Genomic DNA, 18,709 nt, shown 5'->3' on the forward strand with positions numbered 1-18,709 from the left:
GCAAGCGAATCCCTAACCTAACGCTGCCAAACCCTGCTGATGACATAGATAAATATGGGCATTGCACTCAATGACCATCGGTAAATTTTATTGAACGATCGGGCCTTGAATGACTCGATAAACCACGGTCATTCATGGCGGCGCGTGGTTTTTAAGCTTCGTGCCGCACGGGCTGGCGATGCACAAAATGCGGTATCGCTCTTTAAAACCGGGCCCAAGCGCTACCCGGCGCGCCGCAATCGCGCCGAGCCATACCGGTAGCAACACATGCACAGAAACCAAGGATTTACACACCATGTGCGGATTAGCTGGCGAGTTACGTTTTGATCATCAACCTGCCGATCTGGCAGCCATCGAACGCATCACCCACCACCTCGCTCCACGTGGCCCCGATGCCTGGGGTTTTCATAGCCAAGGGCCAATAGCCCTCGGCCACCGTCGCCTCAAGATCATGGATTTGTCCGATGGCTCGGCGCAGCCCATGATCGATAACACGCTGGGTCTGTCACTGGCCTTCAATGGCGCGATTTATAACTTTCCCGAATTAAGGGCCGAACTCGAACACCTCGGTTACGCCTTCTACTCCGAAGGCGACACCGAAGTGATCCTCAAGGGCTATCACGCCTGGGGCGAAGCGCTGCTGCCCAAGCTCAATGGCATGTTTGCCTTCGCCATCTGGGAGCGCGATACCCAGCGCCTGTTCATTGCCCGCGATCGATTGGGCGTCAAGCCGCTGTACCTGTCGCGGAACGGCGAGCGTTTGCGCTTTGCTTCAACCTTGCCGGCGCTACTCAAGGGTGGCGACATCAACCCGGTGCTCGACCCGGTGGCCCTCAATCATTATCTGAACTTCCACGCCGTGGTGCCCGCGCCACGTACCTTGGTCGCAGGGATTGAAAAACTTGCGCCCGCCACATGGTTGCGCATCGACGCCAACGGCCACACCGAGCAAAAAACCTGGTGGACCCTGCCCTACGGCCCGAATGCCGACGAAGTGAACCTGACCCTGGAAGACTGGCGCGACCGAGTACTGGACAGCACCCGCGAAGCCGTAGCCATTCGCCAGCGTGCAGCGGTGGATGTCGGTGTACTGCTTTCCGGTGGGGTGGATTCCAGCTTGCTGGTCGGCCTGCTGCGCGACGTTGGCGTAAAAGATCTGTCGACCTTTTCGATCGGCTTTGAAGACGCAGGTGGCGAGCGCGGGGATGAATTCCAGTACTCGGACCTCATCGCCAAACATTACGGCACCCGTCACCACCAATTGCGCATTGGCGAACACGAAATCATCGAGCAACTGCCTGCGGCCTTCCGTGCCATGAGCGAGCCGATGGTCAGCCACGACTGCATCGCTTTTTACTTGTTGTCACGTGAGGTGGCCAAACATTGCAAAGTGGTACAAAGCGGCCAGGGCGCTGACGAGTTGTTTGCCGGGTATCACTGGTACCCACAAGTGGACGGCGCCGCCGATCCGTACGCTGCCTATCGCGAAGCGTTTTTTGATCGCAGTTATGACGAGTACAAGGCCACTGTTCAGCCCCAATGGCTCACTGCCAATGACGCCGCTGGCGATTTTGTGCGCGAGCATTTTGCCCAGCCCGGCGCCAGGGCTGGCGTGGACAAAGCACTGCGACTGGACAGCACGGTGATGCTGGTCGATGACCCGGTCAAACGGGTCGACAACATGACGATGGCCTGGGGCCTTGAAGCCCGTACGCCGTTTCTGGATTACCGCCTGGCTGAGCTGTCAGCGCGAATTCCAGCCCGCTTCAAACTGCCTGATGGCGGTAAGCAAGTGCTTAAAGAAGCGGCGCGTCTGGTCATCCCCAGCGAAGTCATCGACCGCAAAAAAGGTTACTTCCCGGTCCCGGGCCTCAAGCACCTGGAAGGCAACACACTCAATTGGGTTCGCGACCTGTTACTCGATCCAAGCCAGGATCGCGGACTGTTTCAACCTGCCATGCTCGACCGCTTGCTGAGCAATCCGCAAAGTCAGCTGACGCCCTTGAACGGATCCAAGCTGTGGCAACTGGCTGCGCTGAATCTGTGGCTGAGCGAACAAGGAATCTGAACCATGAAACCCCTTGCTACGGCTTACAGCCAACGCCTGATACGTGGTCAAACACCTTCTTATGAGCGCTTGCAAGCACGCCTTGCCGAAGATGGCGGCGAACTGGACACAACGCCGGCGGCCGTGCACTGCGGCTGGGGGCGGGTGCTGATCGGGCATACCTTTCCCGACCCAGTCAGTCTGGCCAACGAACTGCTGAACGAGCAACCAGGTGAACGCGACATCGCGCTGTACGTCGCGGCGCCCCAGCAAGTACTGGCGCAATCACCGCAACAGTTGTTTCTCGACCCCTCGGACACGCTGCGCCTGTGGTTTACCGATTACCGGCCGGCGACTCGGGTGTTTCGTGGTTTCCGCATTCGCCGCGTACAAAGTGAAACCGATTGGAGCGCGGTCAACACGCTGTATCAGGCACGCAACATGCTGCCTGTAGACCCAACATTGCTCACGGTACGGCACAAAGGCGGCCCTGTGTACTGGCTCGCCGAGGACGAAGACAGCGGTGCGGTGATTGGCAGCGTCATGGGCTTGAATCATCACACCGCTTTTCATGACCCCGAAAACGGCAGCAGCCTGTGGTGCCTGGCCGTTGACCCGCAATGCCCGCGCCCAGGCGTGGGCGAAGTGTTGGTGCGGCACTTGATCGAGCACTTTATGAGCCGAGGTTTGAGTTATCTCGACTTGTCGGTGCTGCACGACAACCTGCAAGCGAAAAATCTCTACAACAAACTGGGATTTCGCACGTTGTCGACGTTTGCCATCAAACGTAAAAACGGCATTAATCAGCCCCTGTTTCTCGGTCCGGGCCCGCAGGCGGGGCTTAATCCCTATGCGCAGATTCTGGTTGAAGAAGCTTATAAGCGCGGGATTGATGTGCATATTGATGACGCCAGCGCGGGGCTATTCACGCTCAGCCATGGGGGTCGACGCATTCGTTGCCGCGAGTCGCTGAGCGACCTGACCAGCGCCATCAGCATGAGCCTGTGCCAGGACAAAAGCCTGACCCACAAAGTGCTGAGCGCGGCGGGCTTGAAAGTGCCGACGCAACAACGCGCGGGCAATGCCGATGACAATCTGGCGTTTCTGGAAGAGCACGGCCGGGTGGTGGTCAAACCACTGGATGGCGAACAAGGCAATGGCGTAGCCGTCGACCTGCAAACCATTGAACACGTGCAAGAAGCGGTCAAGGCGGCCCAAGCCTTTGACAGCCGGGTACTGCTCGAAAGCTTTCACGAAGGGCACGATCTGCGCATCGTAGTGATTGGTTTTGAAGTGGTTGCCGCCGCCATCCGCCGCCCGGCGCAGGTTATTGGCGATGGTCAGCACAACGTACAGCAATTGATCGAAGCCCAAAGCCGTCGTCGCCAAGCGGCCACACAGGGCGAAAGTCGCATCCCGCTCGACGCCGAAACTCTGCGTACCGTACAGGCCGCAGGCTTTGAGTACGACAGCATCCTGCCCGCTGGCCACTTACTGGCCGTGCGACGCGCCGCTAACTTGCACACCGGCGGCTGCCTTGAAGACGTCACGGCCATCCTCCACCCGGTACTGGCCGATGCGGCGATTCGCGCAGCTCGCGCGCTGGATATTCCGGTGGTTGGGCTGGACATGATGGTGCCTGCCGCCGACCAACCCGATTACGTCTTTATCGAAGCCAACGAACGTGCAGGCTTGGCCAATCATGAACCCCAGCCCACCGCCGAGCGCTTTATTGATTTGTTGTTTCCCCACAGTCAGCCCGCGCCCTGACCCCAAAATTACGTAGGCGCTGGCGCTGCCTGCGATCTGTTGGTCTTCACAACGACATCGACCTCAAACGATCGCAGCCTGCGCCAGCCCCTACAAAAAGGAGTACTTATGAATCGCACCCTGCCTGAACCCGACCTCGAGTACCTGCAACGAGTTCTGCTGGAAATGCTCGCCATCCCTAGCCCGACCGGTTTTACCGACACCATCGTGCGCTATGTTGCCGAGCGGCTGGACGAATTGGGCATTGCGTTCGAACTGACGCGTCGCGGCACTTTGCGCGCCACCCTCAAAGGCCAGCAGAGCAGCCCTGATCGCGCCGTCTCTGCGCACTTGGACACCATTGGCGCCAGCGTGCGGGCGATCAAAGACAACGGCCGGTTGGTGCTGGCGCCGGTGGGGTGCTGGTCAAGCCGTTTTGCCGAAGGCAGCCGGGTCAGTTTGTTTACCGACAATGGCGTGATTCGCGGAAGCGTATTGCCATTAATGGCATCGGGCCACGCATTCAATACGAGAGTGGACGAATTACCGGTGAGCTGGGACCACATCGAACTGCGCCTGGACGCTTACTGCGCTACCCGCGCGGACTGCGATTCGCTGGGGGTCAACATTGGCGACTTCGTTGCGTTTGATCCATTGCCTGAATTTACCGAAAGCGGGCATATCAGCGCACGGCACCTGGACGACAAGGCCGGGGTTGCCGCGTTGCTGGCGGCGCTCAAAGCCATCGTTGACAGTGGTGAGCAGCCGCTGATCGACTGTCACCCGCTGTTCACCATCACGGAGGAAACCGGCAGCGGCGCGGCAGCCGCATTGCCGTGGGATGTGAGTGAGTTTGTCGGGATAGATATTGCCCCGGTCGCACCGGGCCAGCACTCCAGCGAGCATGCAGTAAGCGTGGCCATGCAGGATTCGGGCGGCCCCTATGACTACCACTTGTCACGGCATTTATTGAGTTTGGCGACTAACAACGAGTTGCCGGTGCGGCGCGACATGTTCCGCTATTACTTCAGCGATGCGCATTCGGCGGTGACGGCCGGACATGATATTCGGTGTGCGTTGCTGGCGTTCGGTTGTGATGCGACGCATGGGTACGAGCGGACCCACATTGATAGCCTGGCGGCCTTGAGCCGTTTGCTGGGTGCCTACATGCTGAGCCCGCCGGTATTTGCCAGTGATGCGCAGCCTGCACAAGGTTCACTGGATCGGTTTAGCCATCAGCTGGAGCACGATGCGCAAATGGAAAGCGACACACGGGTACCGCCGGTTGAGAGTCTGGTGGGGGATAACAGAGGTTGAAAGGCATGTGAGCTGGGGCTCAGTGCCCATCCAATTGGGCGCCTAAGATCAAAAGCCCAGCGGTCTGAGAGCAAACCTGCTTTTGACACGCCCCTAAGCCCCCTGCAGGAGCGAGCCTGCCTCGCGATCTTTTGATCTTTAAAAGATCGCGAGACTGGCTCGCGCCTACACACAGGCCCATGACAGGCGGCCAAGCGCAGGCGCTGTGATGGGGCTCGCTATCTAAACCAAACCCATACTTCAGCTAAAAACGAAGGCCGGATAGGTACTCAGAAATACAGTAAAAACCTTCAGTCATTCAGACCTGAGACTGCGCCCCTTCAAACCACGCCAGTTTCTCACGCAGCAACACCACTTCGCCGACGATCACCAAGGTAGGTGCATGCACTTCATGCTCCGCGACCAAGGTCGGCAAATCCTTCAGGGTCCCTGTAAACACACGCTGATTAGACGTCGTGCCCTGCTGAATCAGCGCCGCCGGGGTATCCGCCGAACGACCATGGGCAATCAATTGCTCACAGATCATCGGCAAGCCGATCAGGCCCATGTAGAACACCAACGTTTGCGCCGGAGCAACCAGGTCGTTCCACGGCAAATTGCTGGTGCCATCCTTTAAGTGTCCCGTCACGAAACGCACGGACTGCGCGTAATCGCGATGTGTCAACGGTATCCCGGCGTAAGCTGCGCAACCACTGGCAGCGGTAATGCCCGGTACTACCTGGAACGGAATCCCGTGAGCGGCCAGCTCTTCGATTTCTTCGCCGCCACGACCAAAAATGAACGGATCGCCACCTTTAAGCCGCACCACGCGCTTGCCTTGTTTGGCCAAGTCCACCAATTGCTGGTTGATCTGGTCTTGCGGCACCGCGTGATCAGCACGACGCTTGCCGACATAGACGCGCTCAGCATCGCGACGGCACAGTTCCAGAATGGCCGGGGCCACCAAACGGTCATACAGCACCACATCCGCCTGTTGCATCAGGCGCAGCGCACGAAAGGTCAGCAGGTCTGGATCACCCGGCCCGGCACCCACGAGGTAAACCTCGCCGGTGGTCTGAGCCGCTTCGCCGTTGATCTTGGCCCGCAGCAAACGCTCGGCTTCGGCGCCCTGCCCGGCCAGTTGACGCTCACCAATCGGGCCCTGAAATACGTCTTCCCAGAAACCACGACGCTGCTGCACATCCGGGAACAAGCCTTTGACCTGTGTCCGAAAGCGCGCGGCAAGGCCCGCCAACTGACCGTAGGTCGAGGGAATCCAGGTTTCGATCTTGGCGCGGATCAGGCGTGCCAGCACTGGCGCGTCGCCACCACTGGAGATGGCAATCACCAACGGAGAACGATCAACGATGGCCGGAAAGATCACGCTGCACAGCGCTGGCGCGTCCACTACGTTGACCGGCACACAACGTCGATGGGCATCCGCAGACACTTGGGCGTTGAGCGGCTCATCGTCAGTGGCGGCGATGATCAGCACACACCCGTCAATGTCAGCCTCAACATAACCCCGCAACACCTGCTCACCGCCGCTACTGTTTACCAACTCGCACAGCTGGGGCTCTATAGCGGGTGCAACGACCCGCAACACCGCACCGGCATCGGCCAGCAGCCGGGATTTGCGCAAGGCAATCTCCCCACCACCGACCACCAGTACACGGCTGCCACGCAGGTTATGAAACAGCGGCAGAAACTCCATTTAGCCGATGACCTCAATGCCGCCCATGTAAGGCTTGAGCACTTCTGGCACACGGATTGAACCGTCTGCTTGCTGGTAGTTTTCCAACACGGCAACCAGGGTACGGCCTACAGCCAGACCGGAACCGTTGAGGGTGTGAACCAGCTCAGGCTTGCCGGTTTGCGGGTTGCGAAAACGCGCTTGCATGCGACGGGCCTGGAAATCACCGCAATTGGAGCACGACGAAATTTCGCGGTACTTGTCCTGGCTCGGGATCCACACTTCCAGATCGTAGGTTTTAACGGCACTGAAACCCATGTCGCCGGTGCACAGCGCCAAGGTGCGATAAGGCAACTCAAGCAGTTGCAGCACTTTTTCAGCGTTGCCCACCAAACCTTCCAGCGCGTCCATCGAGGTCGACGGCTCAACGATCTGTACCATTTCAACTTTGTCGAACTGGTGCTGACGGATCATGCCGCGGGTGTCACGGCCCGATGCACCCGCTTCGCTACGGAAGCATGGGGTATGCGCCACGAACTTGATCGGCAGCGATTTGTGATCGACGATTTCGCCCGACACGATGTTGGTCAGCGACACCTCAGCCGTGGGGATCAGGTACAGATCGGCTTCGCCTTCGCGGCTGATCTTGAACAGGTCTTCTTCGAACTTAGGCAACTGGCCAGTGCCCTGCAGCGCAGGCGCTTGAACCAGGTAAGGCGTGTAAGCCTCTTCATAGCCGTGTTCGTTGATGTGCAGGTTGATCATGAATTGCGCCAGGGCACGGTGCAGGCGAGCGATCGGCCCGCGCAACAAGGCGAAACGGGCGCCGGACAGCTTGGCGGCGGTTTCAAAATCCAGCCAGCCGTATTGCTCGCCCAGTGCTACGTGATCCTTGATCTCGAAATCAAAGGTTTTAGGTGTGCCCCAACGACGAATTTCGACGTTGTCGTCTTCATCTGCACCGACCGGTACCGATTCGTGTGGCAGGTTCGGCAGGCTCAACAGGATCGCGTCCAGCTCGGTCTGGATCGCGTCCAGCTCGACCTTGCCATTGGCCAAGTCACTGCCCATGGTTTCAACACTGGCCATCAGGGGTGCAATGTCTTCACCGCGCGCCTTGGCCTGGCCAATGCTTTTAGAGATGGCATTGCGCTCAGCCTGCAGGCGCTCGGTCAGGGTCTGAACTTCTTTACGCTTGGCTTCCAGCGCGTCGATGCGCGCCACGTCCAGCTTGAAGCCACGGGATGCCAGGCGATCCGCTACGTCCTGAAGGTTGGTACGTAACAGTTTGGAATCGAGCATGTCGGTTTCTCGTTTATCAAAGTTTGGTCAGGGACAGGCCAGCCCAGGTCGCGAGCAGCCCGCCGAATACGCTGAGGGCCGCATAGCCCAGTGCCAATGGCACTTGCCCGCTTTCAAGCAGGCGCACCGTATCCAGTGAAAAGGATGAAAAAGTGGTCAAGCCACCCAGGAAACCGACCATCAGTCCGGCACGGACTTCAATCGGTACTTCCGGGCGGATCAAAAATAGTCCGTAAAGGGCGCCAATCAGCAGGCAGCCCACGATATTAACGGCCAATGTCGCGGTATAGAAGTGCTTTGGCCAATTGGCGTTGATCCAATTACCCGTAGCGAATCGCAATAATGTGCCTGCTATGCCGCCGACCGATACCGCAGCGATCAAGGGAATCACGGTTTTCTCCGCTGTCTGGGGCTGGCTTGGTCCAATGCGGCCAAGTGCTTGAGTTTCTCGCCGATCTTGAGCTCCAACCCACGGGGCACAGGCTGATAGAGCTGCAACGGTTCAAGTTCGTCGGGGTAGTAGTCTTCTCCGGCGGCATAAGCATCAGGTTCATCGTGGGCGTAGCGGTACTCATCGCCATAACCCAATTGCTTCATCAGCTTGGTCGGCGCGTTGCGCAAATGCAACGGGACTTCCAGCGAACCGTATTCGGCAGCGCTACGCAGCGCGGCCTTGAAGCCCATGTACACTGCATTGCTTTTGGGCGCGCAGGCCAGGTAGGTGATGGCTTGCGCCACGGCCAGCTCGCCTTCCGGGCTGCCGAGACGTTCTTGCACATCCCAGGCCGATAAACACAGACTCAAGGCCCGCGGGTCGGCGTTACCGATGTCTTCGCTGGCCATGCGCACCACTCGCCGGGCGATATACAGCGGGTCGCAACCGCCATCGATCATTCTGGCAAACCAGTACAGCGCCCCATCCGGATTGGAACCGCGTACCGATTTGTGCAAGGCCGAGATCTGGTCGTAAAACGCTTCGCCGCCCTTGTCGAAACGACGCTGAGTGTCGCCCAACAGGTTGTGCAGCAGGTCGACCCCGATTTCACTGTGGTCTTCGGCCAGGTCCGAGGCGTTTTCCAGCAGGTTGAGCAAACGCCGGCCATCCCCATCGCCAGCGCGGAGCAGGATTTGAAAACCCTCATCACTGAGGGTCAAACCACGCTTACCCAGGCCTTTGTCTTCGGTCAACGCACGGTGTACCAACTTGCGCAACGCCGCTTCGTCCAGGCTTTTGAGTACGTACACCCGCGCCCGCGACAGCAATGCATTGTTCAGCTCAAAGGAGGGGTTTTCGGTAGTAGCGCCGATAAAGATCAAGGTGCCGTCTTCGACATAGGGCAAAAACGCATCTTGCTGAGACTTGTTGAAGCGATGCACTTCGTCGACAAACAGAATGGTCCGGCGCCCGTATTGGCCAGCTTGCTGCTTGGCGATTTCAACCGCCTGACGGATTTCCTTGACCCCGGCCAGCACTGCCGAGACCGTTTCAAAATGCGCATCCGACACTTCTGCGAGCAGTCGCGCCAAGGTGGTTTTACCCACCCCCGGCGGGCCCCAGAAGATCATCGAATGCAATGCGCCCTGCTCCAGCGCTTCACGCAGGGGCTTGCCGCGCGCGAGCAGGTGTTCCTGACCGACGTACTCATCCAGATTGGCTGCACGCAAACGGGCAGCCAAGGGTTGGGCAATCGGGGCACTTCGAAACAGATCCATCACTACTTACGAAACCTCTGGCAGGTTTTGTGGGTCGTCGCCCCCACAGGTCTTGCGCTTTATTCCTGAATCACATCAGCCCCTTTCGGGATGTCGAACTTGAACTTGGAAGCCGGAATGTCTTCGTTGACCTTGACCCCATTGAACAGGATGTTGGTGCGCTGGCCGACGCTATCTACCAGCTGCATGTCATTGATTTTGCCGCCGCGAAAGGACAGGCGCAGGCTATCAAACAAAGTGTCTTTGGTTTTTGGCTTAAGCGTGAAGTTCATGACTTCGCCCGCTGAATCCGAGGTGATGTCAAAGCTCTCGCTGATTTTCGACACGTCGCCCGACAACAACAAGGCTGGCGTCTGGGTCAGACGCTGGTCGAGCTTCTTGATGGTGGCCTGCTCAAGATCAGGGTCCCACAGGGTGACTTTCTGACCATCGGAGATCATCGTCTGCTCGTTGGGAGCATCAGTGTGCCAATAGAACAATCCTGGGCGCTTGACCGACATTTCACCGGCTGTTTCCTGCAGTTGCGTGCCGCTACCATCCTGCGTGAGCTGTGAGAAACGTGCCGTGATGGTGTTAGAAGCACCGAGCAATTGGCCAAGACGTTTCACGCTTTCTGCGTCTGCATGAGCCGAAAGGGAAGAAAAAGCCAATACTGGCAGCAACAACATGCTGGTAAGACGCATGAAAATCCTCATTGATTAGTTGAATGCTGCTCGCGGGTTGTCCGCGAGCAGGTCAGTCGCGCATCGGGGCAGGTGCCAGTACTTCGCGCGAGCCGTTGGTGTTCATCGAGGTCACTACCCCGGCCATTTCCATGGACTCGATCATACGCGCCGCGCGGTTGTAGCCGATCTTCAATTTGCGTTGAACCGCAGAGATCGAAGCACGGCGGCTTTCCAGAACAAACTGGACGGCCTCGTCATACAGCGCATCGGTTTCAGCGTCATCGCTACCCTCACTGCTGCCGCCGTCAAAGCCACTGCCCGGCTCTTCAACGCCCGCCAGGATGTCTTCGTTGTAGTCCGGGGTGCCACGCTGCTTCCACGCTTCAACCACACGGTGTACTTCATCGTCCGAGACGAACGCGCCGTGTACCCGAATCGGCAGGCTGGTGCCGGGCGGCATGTAGAGCATGTCACCGTGCCCCAGCAGTTGTTCGGCGCCGCCCTGGTCGATAATGGTCCGCGAGTCAATTTTGCTCGACACCTGGAACGCCATACGAGTCGGAATGTTGGCCTTGATCAGGCCCGTGATCACGTCCACCGAAGGGCGCTGGGTCGCAAGGATCAAGTGAATCCCTGCAGCCCGCGCCTTCTGGGCGATACGGGCGATCAGTTCTTCAACCTTCTTGCCGACGATCATCATCATGTCGGCAAATTCGTCGACCACCACCACGATGGTCGGCAACTTGGTCAGCAGCGGCGCTTCGTCATGAATGCTTTCGCGCTTGTACAGCGGGTCGCTTAGCGGCTCGCCAGCGGCTTCGGCGTCTTTGATCTTCTGGTTGAAGCCGGCCAGGTTACGCACGCCCATCTTAGCCATCAGCTTGTAGCGGCGCTCCATCTCGGCAACGCTCCAGCGCAAGGCGTTGGCCGCATCCTTCATGTCAGTCACCACCGGGCACAGCAAATGCGGGATGCCTTCGTAGATCGACAGCTCAAGCATTTTCGGGTCGATCATGATCAGCTTGGCGTCTTCCGGCCCCGACTTGAACAGAATCGACAGGATCATGGCGTTCACGCCTACCGACTTACCGGAACCGGTAGTACCGGCGACCAGCAAGTGCGGCATTTTCGCCAAGTCGGTGATGACCGGCTTGCCGCCAATGTCATGGCCCAGGGCTAACGTCACAGGCGACTTGGCATCATCAAACTCAGGCGTCGACAATACCTCGGAGAAACGCACGATCTGGCGATCTTCGTTAGGGATCTCGATACCCACCGTGGTTTTACCGGGGATCACTTCAACCACCCGCACACTGGTCACGGCCAGCGAGCGTGCCAGGTCTTTGGCGAGGTTGGCGATACGGCTGACCTTGACCCCGGCAGCCGGCTGGATTTCGTAACGGGTAATCACCGGGCCAGGATGGATCGAGTCAACTGTCACCTCGACCCCGAACTCCTTGAGCTTGATTTCAAGCAAGTGGCCAACGGCCGCCAGGGATTCAGGGGAGTAATTGAGTTGTTTCTTCTCAGCCGGGTCGAGAATCGAAATCGGCGGCAACGTGCCTTCAACTGCGCTGTCGACAAACAGCGGCACCTGCTTCTCTTTCTGGACACGCTTGCTCGGCTCAGGCGCTTTGGCCTGCACGGGCGTAATCACTGCCGGTACGTGTTTTTCACGCTCGGACATGTGCTTGGTCAACGCCTGCTCGCGTTCGATCAGGCGCTCTTTAGCCTTGGCCTGCTCGCGCTTGTCGGGAACACTTGGGACCACAACTTCGTTGACGCGGGTATCGACCTCGCGCAATTGAGCAACCAATTGCTTGCGCTCATTGCGTTCCGACCACCAGCGATTGGCCGCGCCCTGAATCAGTTCAAACAGGTCGAGGGTAATTTTGCCGGTCATGTCCATGACCTTGAACCACGACAAATCGGTAAATACCGTCAAACCGAACAGGAACAAGGCAATCAGCAGCAAGGTGCTGCCTTGGATATTCAGGGCGTTTTTCGCCAGATCCCCCAGGCTTTCACCCAGTGCGCCGCCAGCGCCTGCGGGCAAGCCACTGGCAGAGTGGAAATGAATGTGCGCCAAGGCGGCGCCTGAAATGACCAGAAATAGCAGCCCCACCAAACGCCACGAAAACAGCAGGCCGCTCCACTGCCAGGGCTGATGCCGCTCGCGGAAGATCTGATACGCCTTGATCGCCAGCAGCAGCGGGAAAATGTAGGCAAAATAGCCCAGCACCATGAACAGAATGTCCGCGCTGTAGGAGCCCGCAGGCCCGCCGAAGTTCTGCACGTCCACAACGCGGCTGTTGTGGCTCCAGCCGGGATCGTCCTTGCCGTAGGTAAGCAAGGCCATCATCAGAAACAGGCATAAAGCGCCAATAGCAAGCAGTGCACCTTCCTTGAGCCGGTAGTGCAGTTGCTGACGCCAGAGTGGAACTGTTTTAGGTGCTGCTGTGGATTTCTTCAAAACGCGTCTTTTCCTGCGCCTGTGGCGCGCCCAACTATTGATTGACTGCAAAATACTGCTCAAATCGAGCAGGTGACAAGTTCAGACATGAAACTGGACTAGCCTTGCACACAGCCTTGTAATATGACTCGCACTCCATGACCAGCCCGCCAGGGAATACGATGAATGTTGTGCAGTTTAGAACAGCTCAAACAGGCGGGCCATTGTACGGGTTTAAGCCGTTGATGCCACGCTGGCGCCTGCGGCGACCGGTTAGGCCACGCGCCGGCCCTAGAACCGCCAATTTGAGCATGCATTGCCTTTTGTGACAAAGACTTATACCACTGTCACAACAGCCACGGGCCAGATCGACTGAGACCGCATTAACGCGACAGAGTTGCAGCCACCCTCCCCTCTTCTGTAAGACTGATTGCCATGCTGACCTGGTTAAAACGCGACACCCTGACATTCCCTCCTCTGACAAAGGCCATGCGCGAGCCCAACGGGCTGCTGGCGGCAGGTGGCGACCTGTCGGCAGATCGGCTGATCCAGGCCTATCGCCATGGCTGCTTCCCATGGTTTTCCGAGGGCCAGCCGATTCTCTGGTGGTCGCCCGACCCACGCACCGTGCTGTTCCCCGAAGAACTGCACGTCTCACGCAGCCTGGGTAAATTGTTACGCCAGCAACGCTACCAAGTGAGCTTTGACCGTGACTTTGCGGGGGTTATTCAAGCCTGTGCCGCACCGCGCAGCTATGCGCAAGGAACCTGGATTACCGAAAAAATGCAGAATGCCTACATCGAGCTGCACGCTCGCGGGCATGCGCACTCGGTTGAGGTCTGGGATAACGACGAACTGGTGGGAGGCCTATATGGGCTGGCGATGGGCCAGCTATTCTTTGGCGAGTCCATGTTCAGTCGTGCCGACAATGCCTCGAAGTTTGGTTTTGCCACACTGGTCAAGCAATTGAAGGCTTGGGGATTTGTGCTAATTGACTGCCAAATGCCGACCAGCCACCTCGAAAGCCTGGGTGCACGCTCAATTCCCCGCCAGCAATTCTCAGATTACCTACAAAAACATTTAGATCAGCCTACGACCGCGCAGTGGGTTTTGTAGGCGAGTTTTTCTAGCTGGCTTACACTCAACTCAAAGATTTCCCGAGGGCCAATCATGACCGAGCTGGCGCGTTTGAAGTTTTTTGCCACTCAACCTCACGCTTGCAGCTACCTGCCCGGAGAACAGGCCACTACGCTGTTCCTCGACCCCAGCCAGCCGATGGATGTGCAGGTCTACGCCGACTTGTCCGAAATGGGCTTTCGGCGCAGTGGCGACCATCTCTACCGACCCCATTGCTTGAAATGCGACGCTTGTACCCCTGCGCGCATACCCGTGGCGCTCTTTACCCCCAACCGTCAGCAAAAACGTATTTTCAAGCGCAATGCCGACTTGCACGTGCAAGCCGCCAAGCCAAGTTTCAGCGACGAATACTTTGATCTTTACCAGCGCTATATCGAGCAACGGCATGCTGATGGCGACATGTTTCCGCCGAGCCGCGAGCAATTTTCAACATTTTTAGTACGCGACCTGCCGTTTTCGACATTCTACGAGTTTCGGCTCGACGGGCGCCTGTTGGCAGTAGCTGTCACCGATGTTTTGCCCAATGGATTATCGGCGGTTTATACCTTCTACGAACCTGGCGAAGAGCGCCGTAGTCTGGGGCGCTACGGCATTCTGTGGCAGATCGCCGAAGCCAGTCGCCTGGGGCTGGATGCGTTGTACCTGGGGTACTGGATCAAGAACTGCAAAAAGATGAATTACAAGACCGAATACAGGCCCATTGAGCTGCTGATTAATCAGAGATGGAGCACTCTTAACTGAACCCCTTGGCTTAAACCCCATTTTTCGGGCACAATGCACGCCGCTTTTGCCTGGCGCAGTTGCACCGGGCCATTCATTGGACACCGAGGGCTTTACTGCATGTCGAAAGAAGACAGCTTCGAAATGGAAGGCACTGTCGTCGACACCCTGCCCAACCCCCTGTTTCGTGTGGAGTTGGAAAATGGGCACGTCGTAACCGCGCATATTTCCGGCAAGATGCGCAAGAACTACATTCGTATTCTTACCGGCGACAAAGTGCGCGTCGAGCTGACGCCCTATGACTTGAGCAAAGGGCGTATCACTTACCGCGCTCGTTAATCAAGTCAATACAAAACGCCCGGTTCTGCCGGGCGTTTTTGTTCGTCTGCGATTTGTGACTAGCGTCTCGGATGGTGGGAGCTGGCTTGCCAGCGATGAGGTCGGCTAACTCGGTTTTTCCAGGAGCGAGCGTGAACACCTGGCGCCTTGGAGCAAGGACTTTTGACTCAGCAAAAAAAAGCGCCTTTCGGCGCTTTTTTACTGCGTTGTCACATCAAGCCATTTCAACCGCTGTTTCAAACTCAAAGGTCAACTCGCCGTCCTTCAGGTCGATGTTGACTACACCACCATGATCAGCCAGTTCACCAAAGAGAATTTCTTCAGCCAGCGGACGCTTGATTTTGTCCTGAATCAGACGCGCCATTGGGCGTGCGCCCATTTGCACGTCGTAGCCTCCAGCAGCCAGCCAGCCGCGAGCGGCGTCCGTCACCACAAGCTGTACATGCTTGTCTTCCAGCTGCGCTTGCAGCTCGGTGAGGAACTTGTCCACCACATGCTTGATAACCTCATGACTGAGGCGACCAAATTGGATGATGGTGTCCAGGCGGTTGCGGAACTCAGGGGTGAAGCTCTTCTTGATTGCTTCCATCGCATCGGAGGCGTGGTCCTGGAACGTAAACCCGATCGATGCCCGCGAAGCCGTTTCAGCACCCGCGTTGGTGGTCATGATGATGATTACGTTACGGAAGTCAGCCTTGCGCCCGTTGTTATCGGTCAGCGTACCGTGGTCCATGACCTGCAGCAGCAGGTTAAAGACTTCCGGGTGTGCCTTCTCGATTTCATCAAGCAGCAATACGCAGTGCGGCTGCTTGGTGATGGCTTCGGTCAACAGACCGCCCTGATCAAAGCCCACATAGCCTGGAGGTGCACCGATCAGACGCGATACGGTGTGGCGCTCCATGTACTCGGACATGTCAAAGCGAATCAGATCGACGCCCAGCGCCTTGGCCAACTGACGGGCTGCTTCGGTTTTACCCACACCGGTCGGGCCCGCAAACAGGAACGAACCGACAGGCTTGTCAGGCGACTTAAGCCCGGCACGCGACAGCTTGATGGCCGTCGACAGGGAATCAATCGCCGCATCCTGACCAAACACCGTCAGCTTGAGGTCGCGCTCAAGGTTACGCAGCAGTTCTTTATCAGAGCTCGATACGTGCTTAGGCGGAATACGGGCGATTTTCGCCACGATGTCTTCAACCTGCTCCACTTCGATCCGTTTGACGCGTTTTTCAACCGGTTGCAGACGCTGGTAAGCACCCGCCTCATCGATCACATCAATAGCCTTGTCCGGCATGTGCCGATCATTGATGTAACGCGAAGCCAGTTCAGCCGCAGCGCGCAGAGCCTCATCACTGTATTCGATACCATGATGTTGCTCGAAGCGACCTTTGAGGCCACGCAGAATGCCGATGGTGTCTTCAACCGAAGGCTCGGACACGTCAACTTTCTGGAAACGGCGTGCCAAGGCACGGTCTTTTTCGAAGATCCCGCGAAACTCCTGGAACGTGGTCGAACCAATGCAGCGAATGTCACCCGAGGACAACAATGGCTTGAGCAGGTTAGAAGCGTCCATCACGCCACCAGACGCCGCACCCGCACCGATGATGGTGTGGATTTCATCAATGAACAAAATCGCCTGAGGGCGTTTTTTGAGCTCACCGAGCAACGCCTTGAAGCGTTTTTCGAAATCGCCGCGGTACTTGGTACCCGCCAGCAAGGCGCCGAGATCAAGGGAGTAGACGATGCTGTTAGCCAGCAAGTCAGGCACTTGATTATCGACGATACGCTTGGCAAGGCCTTCAGCAATCGCAGTTTTACCCACGCCTGCCTCGCCCACCAGCAGCGGGTTGTTTTTGCGGCGACGCGCCAGGATCTGAGCAACGCGCTCAACTTCCATTTCGCGCCCCACCAGCGGATCAATGCGACCCTGACGGGCCAACTCGTTCAGGTTGCTGGCATAAGCATCAAGAGGATTGCTTGAAGACGACGATTCACCGCCCTCTTCATCCTGCATTTCATGCTCATTTTCGGAGTGATCGCCATGGCCCGGCACTTTGGAGATGCCGTGAGCAATAAAGTTAACGACGTCAATGCGCGCAACGCTCTGCTGCTTGAGCAGGAACACCGCCTGGCTTTCTTGCTCGCTGAAAATCGCAACCAGTACGTTAGCGCCCGTCACTTCACGCTTGCCGGAGCTTTGCACGTGGAATACGGCACGCTGCAAAACACGCTGAAAGCCCAGGGTTGGCTGAGTTTCACGGTCTTCGTCGTGGACGGGGATCAGGGGAGTCGTGGAATCAATAAACTCTTGCAGATCATGCTTGAGTTTGTCGAGGTTTGCGCCACAGGCGCGTAGAACGGTTGCGGCCGCCTCATTATCCAGGAGCGCTAAAAGGAGGTGCTCGACCGTCATGAATTCATGACGCTTTGAGCGGGCCTCCTTGAAGGCAAGATTGAGGGTGACTTCGAGCTCGCGATTTAACATGGCTTCACCTCATACCCAAGTGGTCGGCGTTAACCGTCCTTCTCGATTTCACAGAGTAGCGGATGCTGGCTTTCGCGTGCGTACTGGTTTACCTGCGCGGCCTTGGTCTCGGCTATGTCGCGGGTAAAAATGCCGCATACGGCCCGTCCTTCTGTATGGACGGCCAGCATGACCTTGGTCGCCAATTCGCGATTCAAGTTAAAAAACACCTCAAGCACTTCGACAACGAAATCCATGGGTGTGTAGTCATCGTTGAACAAAACCACCTTGTACATCGGCGGCGCCTGAAGCGCAGGCTTAGCCTCTTGCACAGCCAAGCCAGCGGAGTCTTCGTCATCAAAACCGGGCTGGTCCTGATTGAATGTTAGTCGAATCTGGCTGATTGCATGCATGGAAAGAAAGGTTCGTCATTGAGCGATTACAGTGATGGAGGCAGGCATGTCAAATTTCAACTGTGCCGCCGCGTGACCTTGACTATCGGTAAAACGGTGTTACAACCATTAGAACCCACAGTGGGGAATAAAGGTCCGCGCAGTCAACCATAATTAATGGTTTCTGTGCGAGTGAACTGGATGATACTCCAGTGATGGAGTTGTTTGCAGCAGAGGGAGATGAGTATGCAAGGCAAGGTCAAATGGTTCAATAACGCCAAAGGCTTCGGCTTTATCAATACGGAAGCCAAGGAAGGCATCGACGAGCAAGGACATCCAATTGACTTCTTCGCCCATTTTTCAGCCATTCAGATGGATGGCTATAAAACACTGAAAGCGGGCCAACCTGTGAGCTTCGAAATAACCCAAGGCCCCAAGGGCCTGCATGCCGTAGCGATTACCGATGCAAAGGTGCAAACCCTGAAATCGGTACCTGCGCCAGAGGTCAAGAGTCTCTCGGTCTGAACCTGCAAGGTAAAAACCAGTTACAAAAATACGGCCGGCTCAGATTGATGAATCGGCCGTTTTTATTTTGGATCAGCTCCCATGTGAGCGATCAGTGTCCCCTCCAAAGCCTGAAGACGACACCCGCGTGGCGCCATCGAGCCAAAAGCGCCAAACCCTTGGGCTGCCACTTCATGGGCTCATGCCTTGAAGGCACCTTTGGGAAGCATCATGCG

General features: G+C 57.2%; 15 protein-coding genes. 7 read left to right on the forward strand and 8 right to left on the reverse strand.

Annotation, left to right across the window (positions count from 1 at the left end; translation table 11 throughout):
- The first annotated feature begins 295 nt into the window (after positions 1-295).
- From ACIQYF_RS07420 to ACIQYF_RS07430, 3 genes are all read left to right on the forward strand, one after another.
- Entirely contained in the window at positions 296-2,068 is a 1,773-nt protein-coding gene (locus ACIQYF_RS07420; protein ID WP_402858852.1) for an N-acetylglutaminylglutamine amidotransferase, read from the forward strand.
- Positions 2,069-2,071: 3 nt separating this feature from the next.
- Positions 2,072-3,817 (forward strand): N-acetylglutaminylglutamine synthetase, encoded by a 1,746-nt coding sequence (gene ngg / locus ACIQYF_RS07425; protein WP_402858855.1) that lies wholly within the window; start codon positions 2,072-2,074, stop codon positions 3,815-3,817.
- Between the two features lie 108 nt (positions 3,818-3,925).
- On the forward strand, positions 3,926-5,113 hold the full coding sequence (locus tag ACIQYF_RS07430) for an osmoprotectant NAGGN system M42 family peptidase (RefSeq protein ID WP_402858858.1): 1,188 nt from the start codon (positions 3,926-3,928) through the stop codon (positions 5,111-5,113).
- A 298-nt stretch (positions 5,114-5,411) separates the two neighbouring features.
- Here ACIQYF_RS07430 and cysG read toward each other — a convergent pair whose 3' ends face one another.
- Genes cysG through ACIQYF_RS07460 form a run of 6 tightly spaced genes read right to left on the reverse strand, consistent with a single transcriptional unit; the run spans position 5,412 to position 12,938 of the window.
- Positions 5,412-6,806 (reverse strand): siroheme synthase CysG, encoded by a 1,395-nt coding sequence (gene cysG, locus ACIQYF_RS07435; RefSeq protein ID WP_402858861.1) that lies wholly within the window; start codon positions 6,804-6,806, stop codon positions 5,412-5,414.
- Positions 6,807-8,087, reverse strand: a complete 1,281-nt coding sequence (serS, locus tag ACIQYF_RS07440) for a serine--tRNA ligase (protein WP_402858864.1) — start codon at positions 8,085-8,087, stop codon at positions 6,807-6,809.
- A 16-nt stretch (positions 8,088-8,103) separates the two neighbouring features.
- The gene (gene crcB / locus ACIQYF_RS07445) at positions 8,104-8,478 is read right to left on the reverse strand and encodes a fluoride efflux transporter CrcB (RefSeq protein ID WP_402858867.1); all 375 of its coding nucleotides are present in this window, start codon (positions 8,476-8,478) and stop codon (positions 8,104-8,106) included.
- Positions 8,475-9,800, reverse strand: coding sequence for a replication-associated recombination protein A (locus ACIQYF_RS07450; RefSeq protein WP_402858870.1), 1,326 nt, complete (start codon positions 9,798-9,800; stop codon positions 8,475-8,477). Before ACIQYF_RS07450 ends, crcB begins: the two co-directional genes overlap by 4 nt.
- A gap of 59 nt (positions 9,801-9,859) precedes the next feature.
- On the reverse strand, positions 9,860-10,483 hold the full coding sequence (gene lolA / locus ACIQYF_RS07455; RefSeq protein ID WP_402858873.1) for an outer membrane lipoprotein chaperone LolA: 624 nt from the start codon (positions 10,481-10,483) through the stop codon (positions 9,860-9,862).
- Positions 10,484-10,535: 52 nt separating this feature from the next.
- On the reverse strand, positions 10,536-12,938 hold the full coding sequence (locus ACIQYF_RS07460; protein WP_402858876.1) for a DNA translocase FtsK: 2,403 nt from the start codon (positions 12,936-12,938) through the stop codon (positions 10,536-10,538).
- A gap of 414 nt (positions 12,939-13,352) precedes the next feature.
- Here ACIQYF_RS07460 and aat point away from each other — a divergent pair, with 414 nt between their 5' ends.
- From aat to infA, 3 genes are all read left to right on the forward strand, one after another.
- The gene (aat, locus tag ACIQYF_RS07465; protein WP_402858879.1) at positions 13,353-14,033 is read left to right on the forward strand and encodes a leucyl/phenylalanyl-tRNA--protein transferase; all 681 of its coding nucleotides are present in this window, start codon (positions 13,353-13,355) and stop codon (positions 14,031-14,033) included.
- Positions 14,034-14,087: 54 nt separating this feature from the next.
- On the forward strand, positions 14,088-14,795 hold the full coding sequence (locus ACIQYF_RS07470; RefSeq protein ID WP_402858882.1) for an arginyltransferase: 708 nt from the start codon (positions 14,088-14,090) through the stop codon (positions 14,793-14,795).
- Positions 14,796-14,894: 99 nt separating this feature from the next.
- The gene (infA, locus tag ACIQYF_RS07475) at positions 14,895-15,113 is read left to right on the forward strand and encodes a translation initiation factor IF-1 (RefSeq protein WP_402858885.1); all 219 of its coding nucleotides are present in this window, start codon (positions 14,895-14,897) and stop codon (positions 15,111-15,113) included.
- 214 nt (positions 15,114-15,327) lie between these two features.
- Here infA and clpA read toward each other — a convergent pair whose 3' ends face one another.
- Positions 15,328-17,598, reverse strand: coding sequence for an ATP-dependent Clp protease ATP-binding subunit ClpA (gene clpA, locus ACIQYF_RS07480; protein ID WP_402858888.1), 2,271 nt, complete (start codon positions 17,596-17,598; stop codon positions 15,328-15,330).
- A 29-nt stretch (positions 17,599-17,627) separates the two neighbouring features.
- Complete coding sequence (clpS, locus tag ACIQYF_RS07485) at positions 17,628-17,990, reverse strand: ATP-dependent Clp protease adapter ClpS (RefSeq protein ID WP_019412085.1); 363 nt, start codon at positions 17,988-17,990, stop codon at positions 17,628-17,630.
- Between the two features lie 225 nt (positions 17,991-18,215).
- Here clpS and ACIQYF_RS07490 point away from each other — a divergent pair, with 225 nt between their 5' ends.
- On the forward strand, positions 18,216-18,494 hold the full coding sequence (locus tag ACIQYF_RS07490; RefSeq protein WP_402858892.1) for a cold shock domain-containing protein: 279 nt from the start codon (positions 18,216-18,218) through the stop codon (positions 18,492-18,494).
- The last annotated feature ends 215 nt before the right edge of the window (positions 18,495-18,709 follow it).

The organism is Pseudomonas sp. NPDC096917 (genome assembly GCF_044762555.1).
In the GTDB taxonomy this organism is placed as follows: Bacteria; Pseudomonadota; Gammaproteobacteria; order Pseudomonadales; family Pseudomonadaceae; genus Aquipseudomonas.

Coding starts and splice junctions, on each gene's coding strand:
- clpS (WP_019412085.1), bottom strand. CDS start 17,990: ATGCATGCAATCAGCCAGATTCGACTAACATTCAATCAGGACCAGCCC.
- ACIQYF_RS07430 (WP_402858858.1), top strand. CDS start 3,926: ATGAATCGCACCCTGCCTGAACCCGACCTCGAGTACCTGCAACGAGTT.
- ACIQYF_RS07450 (WP_402858870.1), bottom strand. CDS start 9,800: ATGGATCTGTTTCGAAGTGCCCCGATTGCCCAACCCTTGGCTGCCCGT.
- clpA (WP_402858888.1), bottom strand. CDS start 17,598: ATGTTAAATCGCGAGCTCGAAGTCACCCTCAATCTTGCCTTCAAGGAG.
- infA (WP_402858885.1), top strand. CDS start 14,895: ATGTCGAAAGAAGACAGCTTCGAAATGGAAGGCACTGTCGTCGACACC.
- cysG (WP_402858861.1), bottom strand. CDS start 6,806: ATGGAGTTTCTGCCGCTGTTTCATAACCTGCGTGGCAGCCGTGTACTG.
- ngg (WP_402858855.1), top strand. CDS start 2,072: ATGAAACCCCTTGCTACGGCTTACAGCCAACGCCTGATACGTGGTCAA.
- ACIQYF_RS07490 (WP_402858892.1), top strand. CDS start 18,216: ATGCAAGGCAAGGTCAAATGGTTCAATAACGCCAAAGGCTTCGGCTTT.
- lolA (WP_402858873.1), bottom strand. CDS start 10,483: ATGCGTCTTACCAGCATGTTGTTGCTGCCAGTATTGGCTTTTTCTTCC.
- aat (WP_402858879.1), top strand. CDS start 13,353: ATGCTGACCTGGTTAAAACGCGACACCCTGACATTCCCTCCTCTGACA.
- serS (WP_402858864.1), bottom strand. CDS start 8,087: ATGCTCGATTCCAAACTGTTACGTACCAACCTTCAGGACGTAGCGGAT.
- ACIQYF_RS07470 (WP_402858882.1), top strand. CDS start 14,088: ATGACCGAGCTGGCGCGTTTGAAGTTTTTTGCCACTCAACCTCACGCT.
- ACIQYF_RS07420 (WP_402858852.1), top strand. CDS start 296: ATGTGCGGATTAGCTGGCGAGTTACGTTTTGATCATCAACCTGCCGAT.